This window comes from Enterobacter sp. 3U4, assembly GCF_057224565.1.
The window spans coordinates 463699-487579 of sequence record NZ_CP136665.1; the positions used below are offsets into that span (position 1 = coordinate 463699).

A 23881-nucleotide genomic window follows, 5' to 3' on the forward strand; every position below is an offset into this window, starting at 1 on the left:
CGGGCATTATACGCGTCAAACCAGTTTCTTTACCAGTTCTTCGCTGTGACGAATGCGTTCGGGCGCGCGCTCCAGATCCTGTTGCACCAGCGCCATAAACAGCAGGTCCGTCAGCATCATTTGTGCGCTGGTGGACGAAATAGCCGCGCTGCGCGTGGCCTGCTCCTCGGCAATAGTATATAAACAGCGCGTAGCCCGCTGCTGCAGGGCATTCGGCGTAAAACCGGTGATTGCCAGAATTTTACCGCCGACGCGCAGCGCTTCATCGGTCGCCATGTTGATTTCACGGCGCTCGCCGGAGTAGGAGATAGCCAGCAGCAGATCGTCAGGATCCATTGCCTGTACGGTTGCCAGCAGGGCGTGCATATCCTGTTCGACGATGGCGTTAAGCCCAATTTTCGTCAGCTTCCAGCCAAAGTTACGCGCCACAAGTCCGGACGCGCCGATGCCGGTCAGAACGATCCGCCGTGCGCCGCGCAGCATCGCCACGCTCTCCAGCAGCTTCTCTTCGGTATTCACATCAAGCGTCGCGTGCATGGCCGCCACGTTCTCTTTGATAAGCTTTTCGCCAACCAGCCGCATTGGATCGTCTCCGCGGATCTGGTTATGCACCGGCATTGACTGTGGGTTGGGGTTACTGACCAGCGCTTCACTGATCGCCAGCTTGAGGGCGGGAAATCCCTTAAAGCCAATCTTCTGCGCAAATTTCACCACGCTGGACTGGCTCACGCCGGCTTCACTCGCCAGCTGCTGCGAGCTGAGATGGCGCGCGTGGTCGGGTTGAGAAAGCAGAAAATCCGCCAGCTTCTTGTCGCTTTGGGCAAAGCCTGCGTAGCGCTGGCGAATGCGAATTAAACAGTTCATACGGTCTCCTGGCGAAAATGTGATTATCTGCGCAAATACGGATTTTGCTCGCCTGAATGAATTTTATATTCCATTATAGTGTGATTATTATGAATTAAAAATTCTTGAGGTGAAAAAATGAATCTTGGCTCACTTGTTTCTGAAACGCGTAACCCGCAAACCATGGATCTGGATGCGCTCTCCACCCTGGAGCTGGTTAACCGCTTTAATCAACAGGATACGCTGGTCGCGCAGGCAGTAAAAGAGACATTACCTGAGGTGGCAAATGCGGTCGATGCGGCGGCGGAAGCCCTCAAGGCTGGGGGACGCATTATTTACATGGGCGCGGGAACCAGCGGGCGTCTTGGGGTTCTTGACGCGTCAGAATGTCCGCCCACCTTTGGGGTGCCGCATGGTCTGGTGGTTGGGCTGATTGCCGGTGGACCCGGCGCGCTGCTGAAAGCCGTTGAAGGGGCGGAAGATAACAAACAGCTGGGTGAGGATGATCTGAAGGGTCTGAATCTCACCGCGAAGGATCTGGTGGTCGGGCTGGCGGCATCCGGGCGCACGCCATACGTCATTGGCGGGCTGGAGTACGCCAACCGGACGGGCTGCACGACGGTGGCCATCTCCTGTAATCCGGGCTCACCGATTGCGCAGGTGGCCGCTATCGCTATCTCTCCGGTTGTCGGGCCGGAAGCGCTCACCGGCTCCACGCGCCTCAAATCCGGGACCGCGCAAAAGCTGGTGCTCAATATGATCTCCACCAGCGCGATGGTGAAGTTCGGCAAGGTTTATCAGAACCTGATGGTCGATATGCAGGCCACCAACGTCAAGCTGGTGGACAGAGCCTGCCGCATGGTGATGGAGGCGACGGGCGCAGGCCGTGAAGAGGCAGAAGCGGTACTTAAACAGACCGATCATGATGTTAAACCTGCCATTCTGATGATCCTGAGCGGGCTGGATGCGGTGACCGCGAGAGCCAAACTCGATGCGCACAACGGCTTCTTACGGGCGGCATTAGAAAACTAACAGAGGCGTCTATGGACAAAACAGCAGCGCTCGCCAGCGATATCCTTCAGGGGATTGGCGGGGAAAAAAATATTCAGCGTCTCGAAAACTGCATGACGCGCGTGCGCGTCGAGGTGCATAACGACGACCAGCTTGACGTGCCGCGCCTGAAGCAACTCTCTGGCGTCAGCGGCTACGTGAAACAGGGGCAGCAGCATCAGCTGATCGTCGGGCCGGGGAAAGCGGCGCAGGTTGTCGATGCCATGCGCGCGCTGATGGGCGTTAGCGCGAGCGTGACGATTGACGATGCGGAACGCACCAAAGCGCAGGCGAAAGCCAAATACAAAGCCCCGATGAGCGACGCGCTGCGACAGCTGGCAAACGTCTTTATTCCGCTGATCCCGGCGTTTATTGCCTCGGGCCTGATCACCGGGATCATCAATATCCTCAAGCGACCGGATATTGTGGGGGATTTCGCCACGCAGTATCCGAACCTGCTGGGGATTCTCGGGATCTTCGGCAGCGCTGTGTTCGCCATCATGAACATTCTCGTCGGGGTGAATACCGCGAAGGTGTTTGGCGGATCGCTGGCGATGGGCGGCGTGATGGCGGGCATATTGTCCAGCCCGCAGCTGGCGCAGATCACGCTGTTTGGTGAGGCGCTCCAGCCCGGGCGCGGCGGGGTGATCGCCGTGCTGCTGGTGGTCATCCTGATGTGCTGGATCGAGAAAAGGCTGCGCGCGGTTTTGCCCGGCTCGATCGAGCTGATTCTCAACCCGCTGCTGACCACGCTGATTACCGGTAGCGTAGCGATTGTTGCCCTCCAGCCATTAGGCGGCTGGATCTCTGAAGCCATCGCTCACGGCGCGTCTCTGGCGATTGACCGCGGCGGCCTGTTAGTGGGGGCGGTGCTGTCGGGTACCTTCCTGCCGCTGGTGTTGACCGGCCTGCACCAGGGGCTGGTGCCGATCCACGTCGAGCTGGTGCAGGCGCACGGCTATAACGCGCTGCTGCCTATCCTGTCGATGGCGGGCGTGGGGCAGGTCGGCGCGGCCATTGCCGTACTGATGAAAACCCGCAACGCGCGTCTGAAAAAAATGATAAAAGGCGCGCTTCCGGTCGGCCTGCTGGGTATTGGCGAGCCGCTGATTTTCGGCGTTACGCTGCCGCTGGGTAAACCGTTCCTCGCCGCCTGTCTGGGCGGTGCGGTAGGCGGGGCGCTGATCAGCTACTGGAAGGTCGCCACTGTGATCACCTTTGGGCTGTCCGGTTTACCGCTGGCATTAACTATCGTGACCGGAAAAGTGATGCTCTATCTGTTAGGCTATTTAGTGGCGGTGATCGCCGGGTTCCTGTTTACCTGGCTATTAGGTTTCAACGACCCAGAGGAGTAAGGTTTGGCAAATCACGCGCGTCGCGTTGTCTTTTTCGACCTGGATGGAACGCTGCATCAGCAGGATATGTTTGGTACGTTTATGCGTTACCTGCTGCGGCGTCAGCCTTTGAATGCGCTGCTCGTGCTGCCGCTCTTACCGGCGATCGGTATCGCGCTGCTGGTGAAAGGCCGGGCGGCGCGATGGCCGATGAGTCTGCTGCTGTGGGGATGTACCTTTGGGCACAGCGAAGCGCGGCTCAAACAGCTTGAGCAGGATTTTGCGCACTGGTTTCGCGGCCACGTTGCCGCCTTTCCGGTGGTGCAGGCGCGCCTGACCAGCTACCTCGACGCGAACGATGCCGACATCTGGCTGATTACCGGCTCCCCGCAGACGCTGGTGGAGCAGGTCTATTTTGATACCCCCTGGCTTCCGCGCGTGAATCTTATCGCCACGCAAATTGCCCGCGGTTACGGCGGCTGGGTGCTGACCCTGCGCTGCCTGGGGCATGAAAAAGTGGTCCAGCTGGAGAAACGCATTGGTACGCCGCTGCGCCTGTACAGCGGCTACAGCGACAGCAAGCAAGACAACCCGCTGCTCTATTTTTGCCAGCATCGCTGGCGCGTCACGCCATCAGGTGAACTCCAGCAACTCGAATAGTCTTATCCATAATGGGCGTGTATAATGCCGCCCGCTTTTCGACTGGAGTATCAACCGTTGTCCAACCCTGAACTCGACCATGAATACTGGATGCGCCATGCGCTGACGCTGGCTCAACGCGCCTGGGAAGAGGGCGAAGTGCCCGTCGGGGCCGTGCTGGTTCATAACAACCAGGTGATTGGCGAAGGGTGGAACCGTCCTATAGGCCGCCACGATCCTACTGCACACGCCGAAATTATGGCGCTTCGTCAGGGAGGGCTGGTGCTGCAAAACTATCGTCTGCTTGATACCACGCTGTATGTGACGCTTGAGCCGTGCGTGATGTGCTCCGGCGCAATGGTGCACAGCCGGATCGGGACTCTGGTCTTTGGTGCGCGGGATGAAAAAACCGGTGCGGCCGGTTCGCTGATGGACGTGCTGGGTCACCCGGGAATGAATCACCAGGTGAAGACTATCGGTGGGGTACTTGCACCAGAGTGTTCGGGGCTATTAAGCGATTTCTTTCGAATGCGCCGTCAGCAGAAAAAGCAGCAAAAGGCAGAATTGAAGCTGTCGGACGATTAAGCTCGTCCGGCGCCACGACCGGGTAACTTTGAGCCAGCTGTTTTGCCTCGGTCGCCTCTTTCTCTTTCTCCAGCAGATACCCGACCAGGCTAATCTGATATTTACGGATATTTTCCACGTAGGCGTAGGCTTCATGTCCGCGAGCGTAGCCGTATGTCAGTTTGTTATACCATGGCTTCTGGCTCAGCAGCGGCAGCCGCTGCTTCACGTCTGACCAGCTGTCCGGGTTACCTTTCGTTTTGGCCGTCAACGCTCGCGCATCAAGCATATGCGCGTAGCCCATATTGTAGGCCGCCAGCGCAAACCAGATCCGCTCCTCTTCCGGCACCGTTTCCGGGACTTTGGTCATCATATCCTGCAGGTAGCGCGCGCCGCCGCTGATGCTCTGTTCGGCATCGGTACGGTCATTCACGCCCAGGCTTAGCGCGGTATTTTTGGTTAACATCATTAAACCACGTACGCCCGTGGGCGACGTGGCCTGGGTATCCCAGTGGGATTCCTGATAAGAAATAGCCGCCAGCAGTTTCCAGTCAATCTCCTGGGCGTATTTTTCGAACAGCGGCTGCAGGTCCGGCAGGACGCTGTCCACCGCACGCAGGAAGCTGCGGGTGTCAACGTAGTCAAAGTCATCGCCGTGCCCGAGGTACTTTTCCTCCAGACGCGCCAGGGTACCGTCTTCATTGATGGTGTTGAAGAAATCAAGCATCGCGGCAGAGAAGGTCTGATCGTCATCAAGCTGGCTAAACCAGGTCACGGGCTGCTCGTCGGTGACGTCCAGCGCCACGGCGATTTCAGGATGCACCCGCTGGAACAGGCTGATCGCGACCGAATCGGCGATGGTGTACGGCACCTTCTGATCTTTTACCTGCTCCAGCAGCTCCGTCGTGCCGAGTTTCGGATCCACCGTCCAGCTCAGTTCGGGATATTTCTTCTCCTTGAGCTCCCGCAGATCGTCAATCACCACGTGGCCGGGCGCAATCGTCAGCTGCCGATCGTTAATTGAAGACAGCGAGCGCGGGCGTAGGCTTCCGACGCGGTAAACCAGCTGCTGAGAAACGGAGTAGTAGGTCGGGCCTGGCTGGTAGTTCTTGCTGCGCTCGCTGTTATACACCAGCCCGGCAGCAAGCATATCGGCATCGTCGTTATCGAGGTCGTCAAACAGCTCGTTGATATTCTGGCGGACGGTGATTTTAAGCTTCACGCCAAGATAATCGGCGAACTGTTGCGCCAGTTCATAATCCAGACCAATGATTTTGCCGTTGACGTCGCTGTAAATCAGCGGGGAGTTGAGGGTACTGACGCGCAATTCCCCCCGCTCTTGAATGGCGGCGATACGGTTTTCGGCTTTGCCGAACCAGGGGATAGAAGGCCAGAGGGCCACTGCCAGCAGCAACGTTACAATGCCGATGAGCAGATAATTAATCTTTAATTTTTTCAATTAGTTAATTCTCTGCGACGCCGGTTGCCTCAGTCTGCTGTAGCCATGTTAATCATAAGGTTTGCCATTGAATGAGCGGCATTTTGCGTAAACTTGCGCCACTTGGCAACCAATTAGAGAGACAGGTCACATCTATTGTTAAATCTCTGTGCAAATTTTATTTCGACGCAAACGGTTTCGTCGGCGCTCAGGATTCTCTATAATGACGCCCGTTTTCCCCCCTTGCGCACACTGTAAGCGCCCCGGCGCTTCGAAGACGAGAGACTTATGATGGAAATTCTGCGTGGTTCGCCTGCACTGTCTGCCTTCCGTATCACTAAACTGCTGGCACGTTTTCAGGCGGCCGACCTTCCGGTAAGCAATATTTACGCTGAGTATGTCCATTTTGCTGACCTGAATGCCCCCCTGAATGCAGAGGAGCGCGTACAGCTGGAACGCCTGCTCAAGTATGGCCCAAGCCTGAGCAGCCATACGCCAACCGGCAAATTGATCCTTGCGACGCCTCGTCCGGGCACCATCTCCCCCTGGTCTTCCAAAGCCACCGACATCGCCCACAACTGTGGCCTGAGCCAGATTAACCGTCTGGAACGCGGCGTGGCGTACTACGTGGAAGCCTCTACCCTGAATGACACGCAGTGGCAGGCGGTTGCGGCTGAACTGCACGATCGCATGATGGAGAGCGTATTTGCCTCTCTCGATGACGCGCAGAAGCTTTTCTCTCACCATCAGCCTGCGCCGGTACAGAGCGTAGATCTGCTGGGGCAGGGCCGCCAGGCGCTGATTGACGCCAACCTGCGTCTCGGCCTGGCGCTGGCAGAAGACGAAATTGACTACCTGCAGGATGCGTTCGTTAAGCTCAACCGTAACCCGAACGACATCGAACTCTACATGTTCGCGCAGGCTAACTCTGAGCACTGCCGCCACAAGATTTTCAACGCCGACTGGATTATTGACGGCGAACAGCAGCCGAAGTCGCTGTTCAAAATGATCAAAAACACCATGGAGCAAACCCCTGACCACGTGCTGTCTGCCTATAAAGACAACGCTGCGGTAATGGAAGGTTCCGAGGTGGGCCGCTTCTTCGCCGATCGCGAAGCAGGGCGCTATGACTTCCACCAGGAGCCCGCGCATATCCTGATGAAGGTGGAAACCCACAACCACCCGACGGCGATCTCCCCGTGGCCGGGTGCGGCGACCGGCTCCGGCGGTGAAATCCGTGATGAAGGTGCGACCGGTCGTGGTGCAAAACCAAAAGCGGGTCTGGTCGGTTTCTCCGTCTCCAACCTGCGTATCCCGGGCTTTGAACAGCCGTGGGAAGAAGATTTCGGCAAGCCAGAGCGCATTGTGACCGCGCTGGATATCATGACCGAAGGCCCGCTGGGCGGCGCGGCGTTTAACAACGAGTTTGGCCGTCCGGCGCTGAACGGTTACTTCCGTACCTATGAAGAGAAAGTGGACAGCCACAACGGCGAAGAGCTGCGCGGCTACCACAAACCGATCATGCTGGCGGGTGGGATCGGCAACATCCGTGCCGATCACGTGCAGAAAGGCGAGATCGTCGTCGGCGCGAAGCTGATCGTGCTCGGCGGTCCGGCGATGAACATCGGTCTGGGCGGCGGCGCGGCTTCATCTATGGCCTCCGGCCAGTCTGATGCGGATCTCGACTTCGCCTCCGTGCAGCGTGACAACCCTGAGATGGAGCGTCGCTGCCAGGAAGTGATCGACCGCTGCTGGCAGCTGGGCGATGCCAACCCGATCCTCTTCATCCACGACGTGGGCGCGGGCGGTCTGTCCAACGCCATGCCGGAACTGGTGAGCGACGGCGGCCGCGGCGGGCGTTTCAACCTGCGCGATATCCTGAGCGATGAGCCGGGCATGAGCCCGCTGGAAATCTGGTGTAACGAATCCCAGGAGCGCTACGTGCTGGCGGTTGCTGCGGACCAGCTTCCGCTGTTTGACGAGCTGTGCCGCCGCGAGCGTGCGCCGTATGCCGTCATCGGTGAGGCGACCGAAGAGCAGCACCTTTCCTTAAGCGACACCCACTTTGACAACCAGCCGATCGATCTGCCGCTCGACGTTCTGCTCGGTAAAACGCCGAAGATGACCCGCGACGTAACCACCCGCAAAGCGGCGGGCAAAGCGCTGGATCGCCAGGGCATTACCGTGGCAGAAGCGGTTAACCGCGTGCTGCACCTGCCTGCTGTGGCAGAGAAAACCTTCCTGGTGACCATCGGCGACCGCACCGTGACCGGTATGGTATCGCGCGACCAGATGGTCGGTCCTTGGCAGATCCCGGTCGCTAACTGCGCCGTGACCACCGCGAGCCTCGACAGCTACTACGGCGAAGCGATGGCGCTCGGCGAACGCACCCCGGTGGCGCTGCTGGACTTCGCCGCTTCCGCCCGTCTGGCGGTCGGTGAAGCGCTGACCAACATTGCCGCGACGCAGATTGGCGATATCAAACGTATTAAGCTCTCCGCAAACTGGATGGCCGCTGCCGGTCACCCTGGCGAAGATGCTGGCCTGTATGAAGCCGTGAAAGCGGTGGGCGAGGAGCTGTGTCCTGCCCTCGGCCTGACCATTCCGGTGGGTAAAGACTCCATGTCGATGAAAACCCGCTGGCAGGAAGGCAGCGAGCAGCGCGAGATGACCTCTCCGCTGTCGCTGGTGATCACCGCGTTTGCCCGCGTGGAAGACGTGCGTCATACCGTTACGCCGCAGCTTTCCACCGAAGACAACGCCCTGCTGTTGATTGACCTGGGTAAAGGCAACAACGCGCTGGGTGCCACCGCGCTGGCGCAGGTTTACCGCCAGCTTGGCGATAAGCCAGCCGACGTGCGCGACGTGGCGCAGCTGAAAGGCTTCTACGACGCGATTCAGGCGCTGGTGGCGCAGCGTAAGCTGCTGGCCTACCACGACCGTTCCGACGGCGGCCTGCTGGTGACCCTGGCAGAGATGGCTTTCACCGGCCACTGTGGGGTTGAAGCCAACATCGCTACGCTGGGCGTAGATCGTCTGGCGGCGCTGTTTAACGAAGAGCTGGGCGCCGTGATTCAGGTGCGTGCGGCAGATCGCGACGCGGTTGAAGCGATTCTGGCGAAGCACGGTCTGGCAGACTGCGTGCACTATCTGGGTAAAGCCGTTCAGGGCGACCGCTTCGTCATTGAAGCAGACGGTCACGCCGTGTTCAGCGAAAGCCGCACCACGCTGCGCATGTGGTGGGCGGAAACCACCTGGCAGATGCAGCGCCTGCGTGATAACCCGGAATGTGCCGATCAGGAGCACAACGCGAAGGCCAATGACCAGGATCCTGGCCTGAACGTGAAGCTCTCCTTCGACATCAACGAAGACATCGCCGCGCCGTACATTGCGACCGGCGCGCGTCCGAAAGTGGCCGTGCTGCGCGAGCAGGGCGTTAACTCCCACGTTGAGATGGCGGCTGCCTTCCACCGTGCGGGCTTTGACGCTATCGATGTCCACATGAGCGACCTGCTGGCCGGACGTACCGGTCTGGAGGATTTCCAGGCGCTGGTGGCGTGCGGCGGCTTCTCCTACGGCGACGTGCTGGGCGCGGGCGAAGGCTGGGCGAAGTCCATCCTGTTCAACAGCCGCGTGCGCGACGAGTTCGAAACTTTCTTCCACCGGCCGCAGACCCTGGCGCTGGGCGTGTGTAACGGCTGCCAGATGATGTCTAACCTGCGCGAGCTGATCCCGGGCAGCGAAGCCTGGCCTCGCTTTGTGCGTAACCAGTCTGACCGCTTCGAAGCGCGCTTCAGCCTGGTGGAAGTGACCCAAAGCCCGTCTCTGCTGCTGCAGGGAATGGTTGGTTCACAGATGCCAATCGCTGTTTCCCACGGTGAGGGTCAGGTAGAGGTGCGTGATGCTGCGCATCTGGCTCAGCTGGAGAGCAAAGGTCTGGTGGCGCTGCGCTTTGTCGATAACTTCGGCAAGGTGACAGAAACCTACCCGGCTAACCCGAACGGCTCCGCCAACGGTATTACCGCGGTGACCAGCGAAAGCGGTCGCGCGACCATCATGATGCCGCACCCGGAACGCGTGTTCCGCACCGTGAGCAACTCCTGGCACCCTGAAAACTGGGGCGAGGACAGCCCGTGGATGCGTATCTTCCGCAACGCGCGTAAGCAGCTGGGTTAAGTTTCAGGCAGTACCTGTAGGCCCGGTAAGCGCGAGCGCTACCGGGCTTTTTTATGCCTGTCGCAAAATTGCGACAAAGAGGGTATGTAGCTGTCTCCAAATGGAGACACTTAACTTATTGATTTATATATGGCAGTAGAGGTTCCTGTTAAGGTGTTGCTTAATAGCGACACTTAGCCTGAAAATCATTCAACCGATAATTAACAGGTTAAACGAGTAAAAATCATATATTTCAATGTGTTAATATTTTGTTTTGCATTCTGGCACGGGTGTTGCATAATATTAACCAGTGGCTCATTCACCTTCTTATGTCAGCCCCTTCGGGAAGCGCTACATAAACTTCGAATGACGCACAAAAAGGTGCCTGCCGTCCAACTACTGATTATAGCGATGCTTTATCAGGCCAGGGCGAAACGTCGAGTTAGGCACCGCCTCATTCCATGACAAAGCCGGGTTTTTACCCGGCTTTGTTGTATCTGAAGGGCAGACTCAGTTACGCTCTGCGTAAACCCCCATTTAGAGAGTAATGCGTTGAAACGCTGGCCCGTTTTCCCCCGCTCCCTGCGGCAGCTCGTCATGATGGCCTTCCTGCTGATCCTGCTGCCGCTGCTTATCCTTGCCTGGCAGGCGTGGCAAAGCCTGAACGCGCTGAGCGCACAGGCGGCTTTGACCAACCGCACGACGCTCATCGACGCCAGACGCAGTGAGGCGATGACCAACGCCGCGCTGGAGATGGAGCGCAGCTATCGTCAGTATTGCGTGCTTGACGATCGGACGCTGGAAAAGGTTTATCAAAGTCAGCGTAAACGCTACAGCGAAATGCTGGACGCTCACGCGGGGGTTTTGCCTGACGACAAGCTCTACCAGGCGTTACGTCAGGATTTGAACGATCTCGCGCAGCTGCAGTGCAGCAACAGCGGCCCGGATGCCGCCGCCGCCGCGCGCCTCGAAGCTTTTGCCAGCGCCAACACCGAGATGGTGCAGTCAACGCGCGCGGTGATTTTCTCTCGCGGACAGCAGCTCCAGCAGGAGATTGCAGAGCGCGGCCAGTTCTTCGGCTGGCAGGCGCTGGTTTTGTTCCTGGTGAGCCTCGGTCTGGTACTGCTCTTTACCCGCATGATCATCGGCCCGGTGAAGGGCATTCAGCGGATGATCAACCGCCTGGGTGAGGGGAAATCGCTCGGAGATACGGTCGCCTTTAAAGGTCCGCGCGAGCTGCGATCCGTAGGTCAGCGTATTATCTGGCTGTCCGAGCGCCTGGCGTGGCTCGAATCTCAGCGTCATCAGTTTCTGCGCCATATCTCTCATGAGCTTAAAACGCCGCTGGCCAGCATGCGCGAAGGGACGGAGCTGCTGGCGGACGAAGTGGCAGGGCCCCTTACGCCCGAGCAGAAAGAAATTGTCGAGATCCTGGATAACAGCAGCCGCAATCTGCAAAAGCTGATTGAGCAACTGCTGGATTACAACCGCAAGCTGGCTGACGGGGCGGTCGTACTGGAAAACGTTGAGATTGAGCCCCTGGTGGATATGGTGATATCCGCCCATAGCTTGCCAGCAAGAGCTAAAATGATGCATACCGGTGTAGAACTGAATGCGCCGACCTGTCTCGCTGAACCCATGCTCTTAATGAGCGTGCTGGATAATCTTTATTCCAATGCGGTGCACTATGGTACTGAATCCGGTAACATTTATATCCGAAGTTATACGAAGGGTTCCCGGGTGTTTATCGACGTCGCTAACACCGGCACCCCGATCCCCGATGACGAAAAAACCATGATCTTCGAGCCCTTTTTCCAGGGGAGTCATCAGCGGAAAGGTGCGGTGAAAGGCAGTGGTCTGGGCTTGAGCATCGCCCGGGACTGCATACGACGCATGCAGGGTGAGCTAAACATTGCCACTGACGAACGTTCGGATGTTTGCTTCCGTATTGAACTGCCCCTGAGCCGGAAAAATCAATAAAATGAATCTATGTCTGGTGAGTATGACACACGTCTTTTCCCGCGCCGTACGCGCGGTGTTTTCCCGCAACACGCTTCGCCTGAGCCTGCCCTGTTTATTTCTGGCAGGGTGTGTTTCCCATGCGCCACAAAGTGCCATTAGCGATAAACAGGAAGATAAATGGCCCGATAACCAGCTGGCCGATTTCCTCTCAACCCGCTGTGACGATATCTGGAACCTGTCAGGTCATGACGTTGAAAGCAACCCGCTGTTCTGGCTGCGTGGAATAGATTGCGCCCAGCGTCTGGCCCCGGTAGACGCTCGCTCGAAGGCGGCAATGCTGGATGACGACACCTGGCAGGACGCTTTCAAGCGCGGCATTTTGCTGGCTGATGCCAAAATCACCCCCGTCGAACGCCGCGCCAACGTGACGCGACTGGACACGTTCGTGGTCAATCTTCCCGTGCAGGTACGCCCGGTATACCAGCTCTGGCGCGATGGGCAGACATTACAGCTTCAGCTGTCTGAAGAGCGCTCCCGCTACAGCAAGCTGCAACAGTCAACCGACAGCGAGCTTGATACGCTGCGTCAACAGCAGCAACATCTACGTACGCAGCTGGATACCACAACGCGTAAGCTGGAGAACCTGACCGATATCGAACGGCAGCTCTCGTCGCGTAAATATCAGCCGGGGAGTTCATCCGCGGCACCGGACAGCGATACGCCGAAACAAGAGGATGTGAAGCATGACGAGCCGTAAACCTGCCCATCTGTTACTGGTGGATGACGATCCTGGGCTGTTAAAGCTGCTGGGCATGCGTCTGGTGAGTGAAGGCTACAGCGTCGTGACCGCGGAAAGCGGGCAGGAGGGGCTTAAGATCCTCAGCCGCGAGAAAATCGATCTCGTGATAAGCGACCTGCGGATGGACGAAATGGATGGCTTGCAGCTGTTCGCGGAGATCCAGAAGCAGCAGCCGGGTATGCCGGTGATTATCCTGACCGCGCACGGGTCGATCCCGGATGCGGTTGCCGCGACGCAGCAGGGGGTATTCAGCTTCCTGACCAAACCGGTAGACAAAGACGCGCTGTATAAGGCTATCGACAGCGCGCTGGAACATGCCGCTCCGGCGGGGGATCAAGCGTGGCGGGAGTCCATCGTCACCCGTAGCCCCGTGATGCTGCGCCTGCTAGAGCAGGCGAGGATGGTAGCACAGTCTGACGTCAGCGTGCTCATCAACGGCCAGAGCGGAACCGGGAAAGAGATCCTGGCGCAGGCGATCCATAACGCCAGCCCGCGCAGTAAAAACGCCTTTATCGCCATTAACTGCGGTGCGCTCCCGGAACAGCTGCTCGAATCCGAACTGTTTGGTCACGCCCGCGGCGCATTCACCGGCGCGGTGAGCAGCCGGGAAGGGCTGTTCCAGGCCGCGGAAGGTGGCACGCTGTTCCTGGACGAAATTGGCGACATGCCCGCGCCGCTGCAGGTCAAGCTGCTGCGCGTGCTGCAGGAGCGCAAAGTGCGCCCGCTGGGCAGCAATCGCGATATCGATATTAATGTGCGTATTATTTCGGCGACCCACCGCGATCTGCCAAAAGTGATGGCCCGCAACGAGTTTCGTGAAGATCTCTACTACCGTCTGAACGTGGTGAATCTGAAGATCCCGGCGCTGGCGGAGCGCGCGGAAGATATTCCGCTGCTGGCGAACCACCTTTTGCGCCAGGCGGCCGACCGCCATAAACCGTTCGTGCGCGCTTTTTCCACCGATGCGATGAAGCGGCTAATGGCCGCAAGCTGGCCGGGTAACGTGCGTCAGCTGGTCAACGTGATTGAGCAGTGCGTGGCGCTGACCTCCTCACCGGTGATCAGCGATGCGCTGGTGGAGCAGGCGCTGGAAGGGGAAAACACGGCGCTGCCGACGTTTGCGGAAGCGCGCAACCAGTTTGAGCTGAACTATCTGCGCAAGCTGCTGCAGATCACCAAAGGCAACGTGACCCACGCGGCGCGGATGGCCGGGCGCAACCGCACCGAATTTTACAAGCTACTCTCGCGCCACGAGCTGGAAGCAAACGATTTTAAAGAGTAGTACCGCAAAATTTGCCTGAATATGGTACTGTGAGCAATCGATTACGAGGCAGCTTACAGGCAAGAGTTTAAGGACCCACCATGAAAAAGATTGATGCGATTATTAAACCTTTCAAACTGGATGATGTGCGTGAAGCGCTGGCGGAAGTCGGCATCACCGGGATGACCGTGACGGAAGTGAAAGGTTTTGGTCGTCAGAAAGGTCACACCGAGCTTTACCGTGGCGCAGAATACATGGTCGACTTTCTGCCGAAAGTGAAAATTGAAATCGTGGTCAGCGACGATATCGTCGATACCTGTGTGGACACCATTATCCGCACGGCGCAAACCGGCAAAATTGGCGACGGTAAAATCTTCGTCTTTGACGTGGCGCGCGTGATCCGTATCCGTACCGGCGAAGAAGACGACGCCGCGATTTAACATTGCCAACGGTTTTGTAGGCCGGGTAAGGCGCAGCCGCCACCCGGCGAAAGAAAAGCCCCTCGAAAGAGGGGCTTTTTGCATTACAGCACCTTATGCGGCCCGAAACATTCATAATGAATGTTGTCTTTGTTTAAGCCCAGCTCCACCAGCTGCTTCGCGGCATACTGCATAAACGCCACCGGCCCACAGACGTAGAACTGCATATCCGGTGCGCTGAACAGGCCTTCATGCTGGCTCAGATTCATCAGACCCTCACTGTCAAAGCGTGCAGCTGCGCGGTCTGCTTCCGTCGGCAGGCGATACCAGGTATGCGCGGTGAAGCGCGGCAGGGACGTCCCGAGCGTTTTCACTTCATCCGCAAAAGCGTGCACGTTGCCATTTTCCGCCGCGTGGAACCAGTTTACCTGCGCACCGTGGTTTGCTTTCGACAGCGTATCAAGCATCGCCAGCATTGGCGTTTGGCCGACGCCCGCAGAGATCAGCGTGACCGGCGTATGGGCTTCAACGGCCATAAAGAAATCGCCCGCCGGCGCGGCCAGATGGACCACGTCACCCACGTTCGCTTCGTTGTGCAGCCAGCTGGAAACCTGACCGCCGTCCTCACGCTTCACCGCAATGCGGTAGCCTTTGCCGTTTGGCTTGCGCGTAAGGGAATACTGGCGGATCTCCTGATGCGGGAAGCCTTCAGGCTTCAGCCACACGCCCAGATACTGGCCCGGCTGGTAATCGGCAACCGGCTGTCCGTCCACCGGCTCAAACTCGAAGCTGGTAATTAACGCGCTGCGCGGCGTTTTCTCAACGATGCGGAACGCGCGCGTGCCTTTCCAGCCGCCGTTCTTGCTGGCGTTTTCGCTGTAGATCTGTGCTTCACGGTTGATAAACACGTTGGCCAGCACGCCGTAGGCTTTACCCCACGCGTCCAGCACCTCCTGACCCGGGCTGAACATTTCGTCCAGGGTTGCCAGCAGATGACCGCCCACGATGTTGTACTGCTCGGGTTTGATCTGGAAGCTGGTATGTTTCTGCGCGATTTTTTCCACCGCAGGCAGCAATGCCTGCAGGTTTTCAATATTGCTGGCGTAGGCCGCGATGGCGTTGAACAGCGCTTCACGCTGATCGCCGTTACGCTGGTTGCTCATGTTGAATATCTCTTTGAGCTCCGGGTTGTGCGTGAACATGCGATCGTAGAAATGGGCGGTGAGTTTAGGGCCGGTTTGCACCAGCAGGGGAATGGTGGCTTTAACGGTAGCGATGGTTTGAGCGTCGAGCATGAGCGCGTCCTTCTGATGTCACTTTAATGATGTATTTTAAATGCATCTTATAAAAAATACCCCTGCGTTGTAAATGGTTCTTTGCAAGATGAAAAATATGCATCACAAACCTGAAAAGAAATCCGCTGGAAAGGGCTAGAGCTTTATTCCTCAAACCCTTGCGTGGCGGGTAGGAAAACGTTTGCGTAAAATCGTTTGTCAAGACCTGTTATCACAGAACTAATCAGTTATACTGTTGCCCGTCGTCCAACAGGACTGCCTTTTCAGGCCAAAATTTACTTGTTAGCTGAGTCAGGAGATGCGGATGTTAAAGCGTGAAATGAACATTGCCGATTATGATGCCGAACTGTGGCAGGCTATGGAGCAGGAAAAAGTACGTCAGGAAGAGCACATCGAACTGATCGCCTCCGAAAACTACACCAGCCCGCGCGTTATGCAGGCGCAGGGTTCTCAGCTGACCAACAAATACGCTGAAGGTTACCCGGGCAAACGCTATTACGGCGGTTGCGAGTACGTTGATATCGTTGAGCAGCTGGCTATCGACCGTGCGAAAGAGCTTTTTGGCGCTGACTACGCGAACGTGCAGCCGCACTCTGGCTCTCAGGCTAACTTTGCGGTCTACACCGCGCTGCTGCAGCCGGGCGATACCGTTCTGGGTATGAACCTGGCGCAGGGCGGCCACCTGACTCACGGCTCCCCGGTTAACTTCTCCGGCAAACTGTACAACATCATCCCTTACGGTATTGATGAGTCCGGCAAAATTGACTACGAAGACATGGCGAAGCAGGCTAAAGAGCACAAGCCGAAGATGATCATCGGTGGCTTCTCTGCTTACTCCGGTATCGTTGACTGGGCAAAAATGCGCGAAATCGCAGACAGCATCGGTGCTTACCTGTTCGTTGACATGGCGCACGTTGCGGGCCTGATTGCCGCAGGCGTTTACCCGAACCCGGTTCCACACGCTCACGTTGTGACCACCACCACCCACAAAACCCTGGCGGGTCCACGCGGTGGCCTGATCCTGGCGAAAGGCGGTGACGAAGAGCTGTACAAAAAACTGAACTCCGCGGTGTTCCCAAGCGCGCAGGGCGGCCCGCTGATGCACGTTATCGCAGCAAAAGCGGTAGCGCTGAAAGAAGCGATGGAGCCAGAGTTCAAGGTTTACCAGCAGCAGGTTGCTAAGAACGCCAAAGCGATGGTGGAAGTGTTCCTGAACCGCGGCTACAAAGTGGTATCCGGCGGGACTGAAAACCACCTGTTCCTGCTGGATCTGGTTGATAAGAACCTGACCGGTAAAGAAGCTGACGCTGCCCTGGGCCGCGCCAACATCACCGTGAACAAAAATAGCGTGCCAAACGATCCTAAGAGCCCGTTCGTGACCTCCGGTATTCGTATCGGTTCTCCGGCCGTGACTCGCCGCGGCTTCAAAGAAGCGGAAGTGAAAGAGCTGGCTGGCTGGATGTGTGACGTTCTGGACAACATCAATGACGAAGCGGTTATCGAGCGCGTCAAAGGTAAAGTTCTGGATATCTGCGCACGCTTCCCGGTTTACGCATAATTCCTCTGCTTTGCAGAAATAAAAAAGGCCGCGCATGCGGCCTTTTTTTATGGCTTAACGCCGGTCCAGGGAGATGGCGCCTGGCCCCACAATCGCCAGCAAAATAAAGGCGCCAGCAATACTGATATTCTTGTAGAAGTTAATCATATTCGGTACGACCGCATCACCGGTCATATCCCAGTAGTGATGCCCAATCACCGCCGTTCCGAGGGTGTAGAACACAAACAGTACCGCGAGAGGACGGGTGAAAAAGCCCAGTACGATCAGAATGGCGGCAGGCACTTCCATCACCACCGCAATAATGGCCGCCAGCATGGGCATCGGCGTCCCCAGCGAGGTCATGTATTGTACGGTGCCGCTAAATCCCGTCAGTTTTGGATAACCAAAGATAATAAACAGCACGACAAGCGCGATGCGGCCAATGAGCAGCAGCAGGTGACGTGACTGGCCGAAATCGAGATAACGTAGTGAGTTCATGGCAGAAAAACCTCGGCAAGGGGAGTAATTTAAACGTAATACATATTTTTATTCCCTGCCATAAGCCAGGCGACTGCACGAGATGTTAAATTTTCGTTAATTTATAGCAGGCTATCTACTTGCTTAATTTTTATATTCTCGCCAGACTATGGCCTCGATTTCGGGAGGGATTCATGGTCTTGCATTCCATGCGCTGGCTGGCGCTCAGTTATTTCACCTATTTCTTTAGCTACGGCATTTTTCTGCCTTTCTGGAGCGTCTGGCTCAAGGGTATCGGCCTGACTCCTGAGACCATCGGCGTCCTGCTGGGAGCCGGGCTGGTGGCTCGTTTCCTCGGCAGCCTGCTGATTGCCCCGCGCGTCAGCGATCCCTCCTTACTGATCAAGGCCGTGCGCATTCTGGCTCTGCTGACCCTGGTCTTTGTGGCCTGCTTCTGGGTCAGCCACCAGTTTGCATGGCTGATGGTGGTGATGGTCGGCTTTAACCTGTTCTTCTCTCCGCTGGTGCCGCTGACGGATGCCCTGGCGAACACCTGGCAAAAGCAGATCACCATGGACTACGGTCGCGTGCGCCTGTGGGGCTCTATCGCCTTTGTGATTGGCTCGGCGCTGGTGGGCAAACTGGTCAGTCTTTACGATTACCGCGCCATTCTTGCCCTGCTGAGCATCGGTATTGCCTCGATGCTGCTGGGCATGCTGCTGCGACCGTCGGTGATGCCGCAAGGGGAAAGTCGCCATCAGGAGAGCGCTGGCTGGCCCGCCTGGCGAAGCCTGGTCGCACAAAGCTGGCGTTTTCTGGCGTGCGTGTGTCTCCTTCAGGGGGCACATGCGGCGTACTATGGCTTCAGCGCCATCTACTGGCAGGGGGCGGGATATTCTGCTTCCGCCGTGGGCTATCTGTGGTCGCTGGGGGTGGTGGCCGAAGTCATTATCTTTGCCCTGAGTAAAAAACTGTTCCGTCGCTTTGGCGCGCGTGACCTGCTGCTGCTTTCCGCCGTGTGCGGCGTGGCGCGCTGGGGGATTATGGGATGGACGACCGATCTGCCGTGGCTGATTGTGGCGCAAATTCTTCACTGCGGCACCTTTACCGTGTGCCATCTGGCGGCCATGCGCTATATCGCTGCGCGCGAGGGCGGGGACGTGATTCGCCTGCAGGCCGTCTATTCGGCGGTCGCAATGGGAGGCAGTATCGCGATCATGACGGTGTTTGCCGGGTTCCTCTATCAGCACCTGGGGCACGGCGTCTTCTGGGTGATGGCGCTGGTCGCCTTGCCCGCCATTGTTGTTCGCCCTAAAGTGGCCGCCCGCGCGTCGCTATGATTCCAGCATGGCGCGTATATGTTCTTGCTGCTGCGCGTTTAATGTCTCAACGGCATGGATCAGCGGCGGCGAGAACAGCGGCAGGGCCGTAGGGTAGGGGGTGATAACCAGCGCGGCCTCGCGCGGCGCCCCCTCTTTCTGAAAGGCCTGCAGCGTCAAATAGCGAATATTAAGCGGCAGCAGCGTCAGCTCGCGAAGCTGCTGTTCAATCAGATCCTCGCTGGCCTTATCGTCTCCCGTCAGCAGGATCACCTGTTTTTCGTGCAGATCGGTCTCCTGCATCAGCCAGGCACCAAAAATCACCGCCACGAGGCTCATCTCTTCATCGGAAAAACGCAGCCCAAATTCCGCTTCCAGCTCAAACAGCGCTTCCTTCGTGGTACGTAACAGCCGGGGATAGAGACGATGGATCTCCTCCGGCAGGCTAGTGTCGATGCCGATCTCAAACAGCGAGCGGTCCAGCGCCTGAGCAAGATGGATATACAGCTGATCGGTCAGCCCTTGCTCATCGCTGAAGTTCATCCCGGTCTGGGAGCGAAAACGGGCGACCATGCGCACGATGGCCCGGCGTAGACGCTGATCCTGCTGGTGCTTATCAAGCACCGGATCGGGCGTGCGGAGCATCATAAACAGCAGCGCCAGAAACAGCTGTTCATCCCCGTGCGTACCCTGCGGGACGCGCCGTCTCCAGTGGCGCACGATCTCCTGCGCCGTAAAATACTCCCCTCTCGACTGGGTCCAGCTGCGCTGAACGTGGGAAAACTGCGGCGTATTCCCGAGCTGGTGCTGAATAAGACAGTACTGCAAATAGAGCTGTAAAAACTGGACGTCGCGGCATTCAAACTGACGCTGGAGCTTGCGGGAGCAGAAGCCGATCAGCGCCCGCAGGTTCGCATCGTCGTATAGCGGCCGCGCAATGCCGTGTTGTTTAAGCGCGGTTTTTAATGCGGGGGTAAACTGGTGCGAGACAAACTGCGGGCAAAGCCGCAGCGCCCGGCGCAGCCAGTGCAGCAGGCATAAACGCTGATTCAGGGCTGTACCTTCAATCCGGTAGCTGCCGTCGTGGTGCGTGACGATGTCCAGCCGGTGATAGCGCTGGATTTCATCGCGAGTCTCGGCTATATCTTGCCGTGCCATCGCGTCGTCCACACCGTTGGCAGCGATTATGCTTTGCGCGGTGACGGCAGCATCGGGCAGGTAAAGCATCAAAAGCACCTGGCAGCGGCGCTGCGAACTGGAAAGCACAGATGGAATTTCAAGCGTCGTCATCATCTGTCGGGTATCCAGTGTGAATGTTTGATAAGAATAGCTAAAGGATGAGCGCTGAAAAGCGCGCCGGCAGGCCTTTCACTCAGGATTGCTGGAGAACATCACAGAATTTATGACGTGAGGAATTGATGCAAACAGTTAAACAATGTGCGATGGCGTTATTTTTGGCGGTTATCAGCTTCACCGCCAGCGCACACCCTCACAGCTTTATTGACATCAAAACCGAGCTGGTTACCGACGGCACGCAGCTGAGCGGCCTGAAAATGCGCTGGACGATGGACGAAATCACCTCGGCCGATCTGCTCTACGATGCGGGAAACGCGAAGCCCGGCGACGAGATCTGGAAAAAGCTGGCTGCGGAAGTGATGGCCAACGTGCTCGGCCAGCACTACTTCACCGAGTTCTGGCATAACGGTCAAAAGGTCAAATTTCTGAACCGACCCACGGAATACGGGATAACGCGTGAAGGGCACCAGGCGGTGCTGACGTTCGTGCTTCCGCTGGCGCACCCGCAGCCGCTGGCCGGGCAAACGTACCGTTTTTCCACCTTTGACCCTACCTACTATGTCGATATGCGCTATGACAAAGACAGCGACGTACGGCTGCCGGACGCGCTGCAAAAAAGCTGCAAAATTGGCGTGCACACCCCGAAACCCAGCGAAGAGACGCTGAACTTTGCGGTCTCGCTTGATAAAGAAGATGCCCCACCTGAGGACATGGAGTTGGGTAAACAGTTTGCGCAGGAGGTGACGTTACAATGTCAGTGATCTCCTCTCCGGTTCGAAAACCTCGCCGCTGGCTGCACCTCTGGCCGCTGGCGCTCTTTTTGCTGTTAGCGTTTTGCGGCGCGCTGTGGCTATGGCAGGCCTGGCCGCAGGTCATGATGAAAAGCATTATCTGGCAGCGTGAGGTCAACCAGCAGATGAGCGGACTGCTGAAGGCGGTGGCGGAGAACCCGACCAAAGCGGGCGGATCCCTGCTGGCGTTCAGTTTTGTCTATGGCGTTCTGCACGCGCTGGGGCCGGGGCACGGCAAAATCGTCATTACAACCTGGCTCGCCACCCATCCGTCAAAGCTCAAATCAAGCATCGGCCTGACGCTGGCCTCTTCGCTGCTGCAGGGCGGCGTGGCGATTGCACTCGTCGTTGTTGTTCTTTCACTTTTGCAGCTTCCGGCGCGCCAGCTGCACATGAGCAGCTTCTGGCTGGAGAAGGGCAGCTATGCGCTGGTGGGCGTGCTGGGGCTGATCCTCTGCTGGCGGGCGCTAAAAAAGCTGCGCGTGCTGCTGCAAAAACCGACATTCAAAACCTTTACGCCGCACCACGTTCATGATGAACACTGCGGCTGCGGACATCAGCATTTGCCTACGCAGGAACAATTACAGAACGGCGATGACTGGCGCGCGCGGCTAACGATCGTTCTCTCGATGGGCATGCGCCCGTGCTCGGGTGCCATCATGGTGCTGCTGTTCAGTAAGGTGATAGGCGTGTTTGGCTGGGGAATGCTGTCTGCGCTGGCGATGGCGGCAGGAACCTCTCTCACCATTTCGTCTTTAGCGCTGTTGGTACACAGCTTCCGTCAGCTGGCGGTCAAACTCAGCGGCAATAAAACGCCGGTGCTGTGGCGACAGGTAGGGTGGACCACGCTTGCGCTGGCGGGTGGGGTGATTCTGCTGGCGGCGGCGGTGACGATGTGGATGAGTGCGGTGCCGGTGGGAAGGGGATTACGGCCGTTTTAGTTGGGATACCCTCTCCCACTGGGAGAGGGTATTACCGGGATTAACGCTTCAGCGCATCGCTCAGTTCATCACGCATGTTTGCCAGCATGGCTTTAACAACGCGTGGGTTACCCGCAACGATGTTGCCGGTAGACAAATAGTTATGGCCGCCGGTGAAGTCACACACGATGGCGCCTGCTTCACGTGCGATCAGCTCGCCCGCTGCAAAATCCCACGGCTTCAGTGACAGCTCGAAGTAACCATCAACGCGGCCGGTTGCCACGTAGGCCAGATCCAGCGCTGCAGAGCCGGTGCGACGGAAGTCTGCGCATTCGGTGAACAGTTTGCCCAGGATATTCATATAGGTGGTCGCGTGCTGTTTTGCCTTGAACGGGAAACCGGTCGCCAGGATGGTGCCGTCCAGATCGCGTGCGTTGCTGCAGCGCAGACGGTAGCCGTTCAGCTGTGCGCCCTGACCGCGGGTCGCGGTGAACAGTTCGTTACGCATTGGATCGTAAACAACGGCGACTTCAGTACGGCCTTTAATGCGTACTGCGATAGACACAGAGAAGTGTGGCAGGCGTTTGACGAAGTTGGTGGTGCCATCCAGTGGATCGATAACCCATTGAACATCCTGATCGGTACCTTCATGTTCACCGCTTTCTTCGGTGATGATGGTGTGCTGTGGGTAAGATTTGCGGATCGTTTCGATAATAATCGCTTCTGCGGCTTTATCGACGTTAGTCACGAAATCATTGCTGCCTTTCTGGCTGGTTTCTACGGAGTCTGGCGTTTCGTAGTGTTTGGCAATTACATTACCCGCCTTGCGCGCTGCGCGCACGGCGATGGTCAGCATCGGATGCATCGGTCTCTCTCACTGGATGTTAAAGAACAGGAAAATCGGCGCAGAGTATAGCAGTGGGATCGGATTATGTCTCCCGTTTATGATAATATGCCGTAATATTCTTCAGACGCTGAATTCAGACATTAAAAATTATGCTGCAAAACATTCGAATCGTGCTGGTCGAAACATCGCACACCGGCAACATGGGCTCCGTTGCCCGCGCTATGAAAACCATGGGCTTAACGAACCTGTGGCTGGTTAACCCGCTGGTGAAACCTGACTCGCAGGCCATCGCTCTGGCGGCAGGGGCCAGCGACGTGATCGGCAACGCCCAGATCGTCGATACCCTTGACGAAGCGCTGGCCGGCTGCAGCCTCGTTGTTGGAACCAGCGCGCGTTCGCGCACGCTGCCGTGGCCAATGCTCGATCCGCGCGAATGCGGCCTGAAAAGCGTCTCGGAAGCAGAACAGGCCCCGGTTGCGCTGGTGTTTGGCCGGGAGCGCGTTGGCCTGACCAACGACGAGCTGCAGAAGTGTCATTATCACGTCGCGATTGCGGCAAACCCGGAGTACAGCTCGCTGAACCTGGCGATGGCGGTGCAGGTTATCGCTTACGAAGTCCGTATGGCGTGGCTGGCAACGCAGGAAAAAGAGGTCGAGCCGAAAGAAGAGACGGCTTACCCGCTGGTGGACGACCTTGAGCGCTTTTACGGTCACCTGGAGCAGACGCTGCTCTCAACCGGCTTTATCCGCGAAGGCCACCCGGGGCAGGTAATGAACAAGCTGCGCCGTATGTTTACCCGCGCGCGCCCGGAAAGCCAGGAGCTGAACATCCTGCGCGGGATCCTGGCGTCGATTGAGCAGAAGAATAAAGAGTAGTGCCGGTTTGTTTTCTCCCTCTCCCGGTGGGAGAGGGGCGGGGTGAGGGCATCAGGCCGC

20 protein-coding genes are annotated in these 23881 nt (G+C 57.5%); 14 read left to right on the top strand and 6 right to left on the bottom strand.

The annotated features are described in order from the left end of the window. Nucleotides 1-15: 15 nt before the first annotated feature. Nucleotides 16-864, bottom strand: coding sequence for a MurR/RpiR family transcriptional regulator (locus tag RVY89_RS02290; RefSeq protein ID WP_058841745.1), 849 nt, complete (start codon nt 862-864; stop codon nt 16-18). Nucleotides 865-981: 117 nt separating this feature from the next. On the opposite strand from RVY89_RS02290, the gene murQ reads away from it, so the two are divergent. The 4 genes from murQ to tadA are packed head-to-tail and all read left to right on the top strand — an operon-like array spanning nt 982 to nt 4451. Further along, complete coding sequence (murQ, locus tag RVY89_RS02295; RefSeq protein WP_484826776.1) at nt 982-1875, top strand: N-acetylmuramic acid 6-phosphate etherase; 894 nt, start codon at nt 982-984, stop codon at nt 1873-1875. An 11-nt stretch (nt 1876-1886) separates the two neighbouring features. Continuing rightward, nucleotides 1887-3248, top strand: a complete 1362-nt coding sequence (locus RVY89_RS02300; protein ID WP_484826777.1) for a PTS transporter subunit EIIC — start codon at nt 1887-1889, stop codon at nt 3246-3248. Nucleotides 3249-3251: 3 nt separating this feature from the next. Next, the gene (yfhb, locus tag RVY89_RS02305; RefSeq protein WP_484826778.1) at nt 3252-3887 is read left to right on the top strand and encodes a phosphatidylglycerophosphatase C; all 636 of its coding nucleotides are present in this window, start codon (nt 3252-3254) and stop codon (nt 3885-3887) included. 24 nt (nt 3888-3911) lie between these two features. After that, nucleotides 3912-4451: a tRNA adenosine(34) deaminase TadA gene (gene tadA, locus RVY89_RS02310; RefSeq protein ID WP_484826779.1), complete on the top strand. Its 540-nt coding sequence runs from the start codon at nt 3912-3914 to the stop codon at nt 4449-4451. On the opposite strand, the gene mltF is transcribed toward tadA, so the two are convergent. Beyond that, complete coding sequence (mltF, locus tag RVY89_RS02315) at nt 4339-5889, bottom strand: membrane-bound lytic murein transglycosylase MltF (protein ID WP_484826780.1); 1551 nt, start codon at nt 5887-5889, stop codon at nt 4339-4341. The genes tadA and mltF overlap by 113 nt on opposite strands. 267 nt (nt 5890-6156) lie before the next feature. On the opposite strand from mltF, the gene purL reads away from it, so the two are divergent. The 5 genes from purL (at nt 6157) to glnB (ending at nt 14485) form a co-directional block, all read left to right on the top strand. Further along, nucleotides 6157-10044 (top strand): phosphoribosylformylglycinamidine synthase, encoded by a 3888-nt coding sequence (gene purL / locus RVY89_RS02320; RefSeq protein ID WP_484826781.1) that lies wholly within the window; start codon nt 6157-6159, stop codon nt 10042-10044. Between the two features lie 531 nt (nt 10045-10575). After that, complete coding sequence (gene qseE, locus RVY89_RS02325; RefSeq protein ID WP_371897456.1) at nt 10576-12003, top strand: two component system sensor histidine kinase QseE/GlrK; 1428 nt, start codon at nt 10576-10578, stop codon at nt 12001-12003. A gap of 1 nt (nt 12004) precedes the next feature. After that, nucleotides 12005-12742, top strand: coding sequence for a two-component system QseEF-associated lipoprotein QseG (gene qseG, locus RVY89_RS02330; RefSeq protein WP_484826782.1), 738 nt, complete (start codon nt 12005-12007; stop codon nt 12740-12742). Beyond that, the gene (gene glrR / locus RVY89_RS02335) at nt 12729-14066 is read left to right on the top strand and encodes a two-component system response regulator GlrR (RefSeq protein ID WP_484826783.1); all 1338 of its coding nucleotides are present in this window, start codon (nt 12729-12731) and stop codon (nt 14064-14066) included. Before qseG ends, glrR begins: the two co-directional genes overlap by 14 nt. An 80-nt stretch (nt 14067-14146) precedes the next feature. After that, entirely contained in the window at nt 14147-14485 is a 339-nt protein-coding gene (glnB, locus tag RVY89_RS02340) for a nitrogen regulatory protein P-II (RefSeq protein ID WP_003860685.1), read from the top strand. Nucleotides 14486-14568: 83 nt separating this feature from the next. Here glnB and hmpA read toward each other — a convergent pair whose 3' ends face one another. Continuing rightward, the gene (gene hmpA / locus RVY89_RS02345; protein WP_484826784.1) at nt 14569-15759 is read right to left on the bottom strand and encodes an NO-inducible flavohemoprotein; all 1191 of its coding nucleotides are present in this window, start codon (nt 15757-15759) and stop codon (nt 14569-14571) included. 304 nt (nt 15760-16063) lie between these two features. Between hmpA and glyA the strand changes: the two genes are divergently transcribed. Then, the gene (glyA, locus tag RVY89_RS02350) at nt 16064-17317 is read left to right on the top strand and encodes a serine hydroxymethyltransferase (RefSeq protein WP_008502165.1); all 1254 of its coding nucleotides are present in this window, start codon (nt 16064-16066) and stop codon (nt 17315-17317) included. 54 nt (nt 17318-17371) lie between these two features. On the opposite strand, the gene RVY89_RS02355 is transcribed toward glyA, so the two are convergent. Beyond that, entirely contained in the window at nt 17372-17794 is a 423-nt protein-coding gene (locus tag RVY89_RS02355) for a DoxX family protein (RefSeq protein ID WP_024908634.1), read from the bottom strand. 173 nt (nt 17795-17967) lie between these two features. On the opposite strand from RVY89_RS02355, the gene RVY89_RS02360 reads away from it, so the two are divergent. Then, entirely contained in the window at nt 17968-19113 is a 1146-nt protein-coding gene (locus tag RVY89_RS02360) for a 3-phenylpropionate MFS transporter (RefSeq protein ID WP_484826785.1), read from the top strand. Here RVY89_RS02360 and csiE read toward each other — a convergent pair. Beyond that, a complete protein-coding gene (gene csiE, locus RVY89_RS02365; RefSeq protein WP_371897451.1) occupies nt 19108-20385 on the bottom strand; it encodes a stationary phase inducible protein CsiE in 1278 nt (425 codons plus the stop codon). The two genes, RVY89_RS02360 and csiE, sit on opposite strands and share 6 nt — an antisense overlap. A 125-nt stretch (nt 20386-20510) precedes the next feature. On the opposite strand from csiE, the gene RVY89_RS02370 reads away from it, so the two are divergent. Both RVY89_RS02370 and RVY89_RS02375 read left to right on the top strand, forming a co-directional pair. After that, nucleotides 20511-21149, top strand: coding sequence for a DUF1007 family protein (locus RVY89_RS02370; RefSeq protein WP_484826786.1), 639 nt, complete (start codon nt 20511-20513; stop codon nt 21147-21149). Further along, nucleotides 21140-22120, top strand: a complete 981-nt coding sequence (locus RVY89_RS02375; protein WP_484826787.1) for a nickel/cobalt transporter — start codon at nt 21140-21142, stop codon at nt 22118-22120. Before RVY89_RS02370 ends, RVY89_RS02375 begins: the two co-directional genes overlap by 10 nt. 40 nt (nt 22121-22160) lie before the next feature. On the opposite strand, the gene suhB is transcribed toward RVY89_RS02375, so the two are convergent. Continuing rightward, complete coding sequence (gene suhB, locus RVY89_RS02380; RefSeq protein WP_024908639.1) at nt 22161-22964, bottom strand: inositol-1-monophosphatase; 804 nt, start codon at nt 22962-22964, stop codon at nt 22161-22163. A 131-nt stretch (nt 22965-23095) separates the two neighbouring features. Here suhB and trmJ point away from each other — a divergent pair, with 131 nt between their 5' ends. Beyond that, a complete protein-coding gene (trmJ, locus tag RVY89_RS02385) occupies nt 23096-23821 on the top strand; it encodes a tRNA (cytosine(32)/uridine(32)-2'-O)-methyltransferase TrmJ (RefSeq protein WP_024908640.1) in 726 nt (241 codons plus the stop codon). Nucleotides 23822-23881 lie beyond the last annotated feature (60 nt).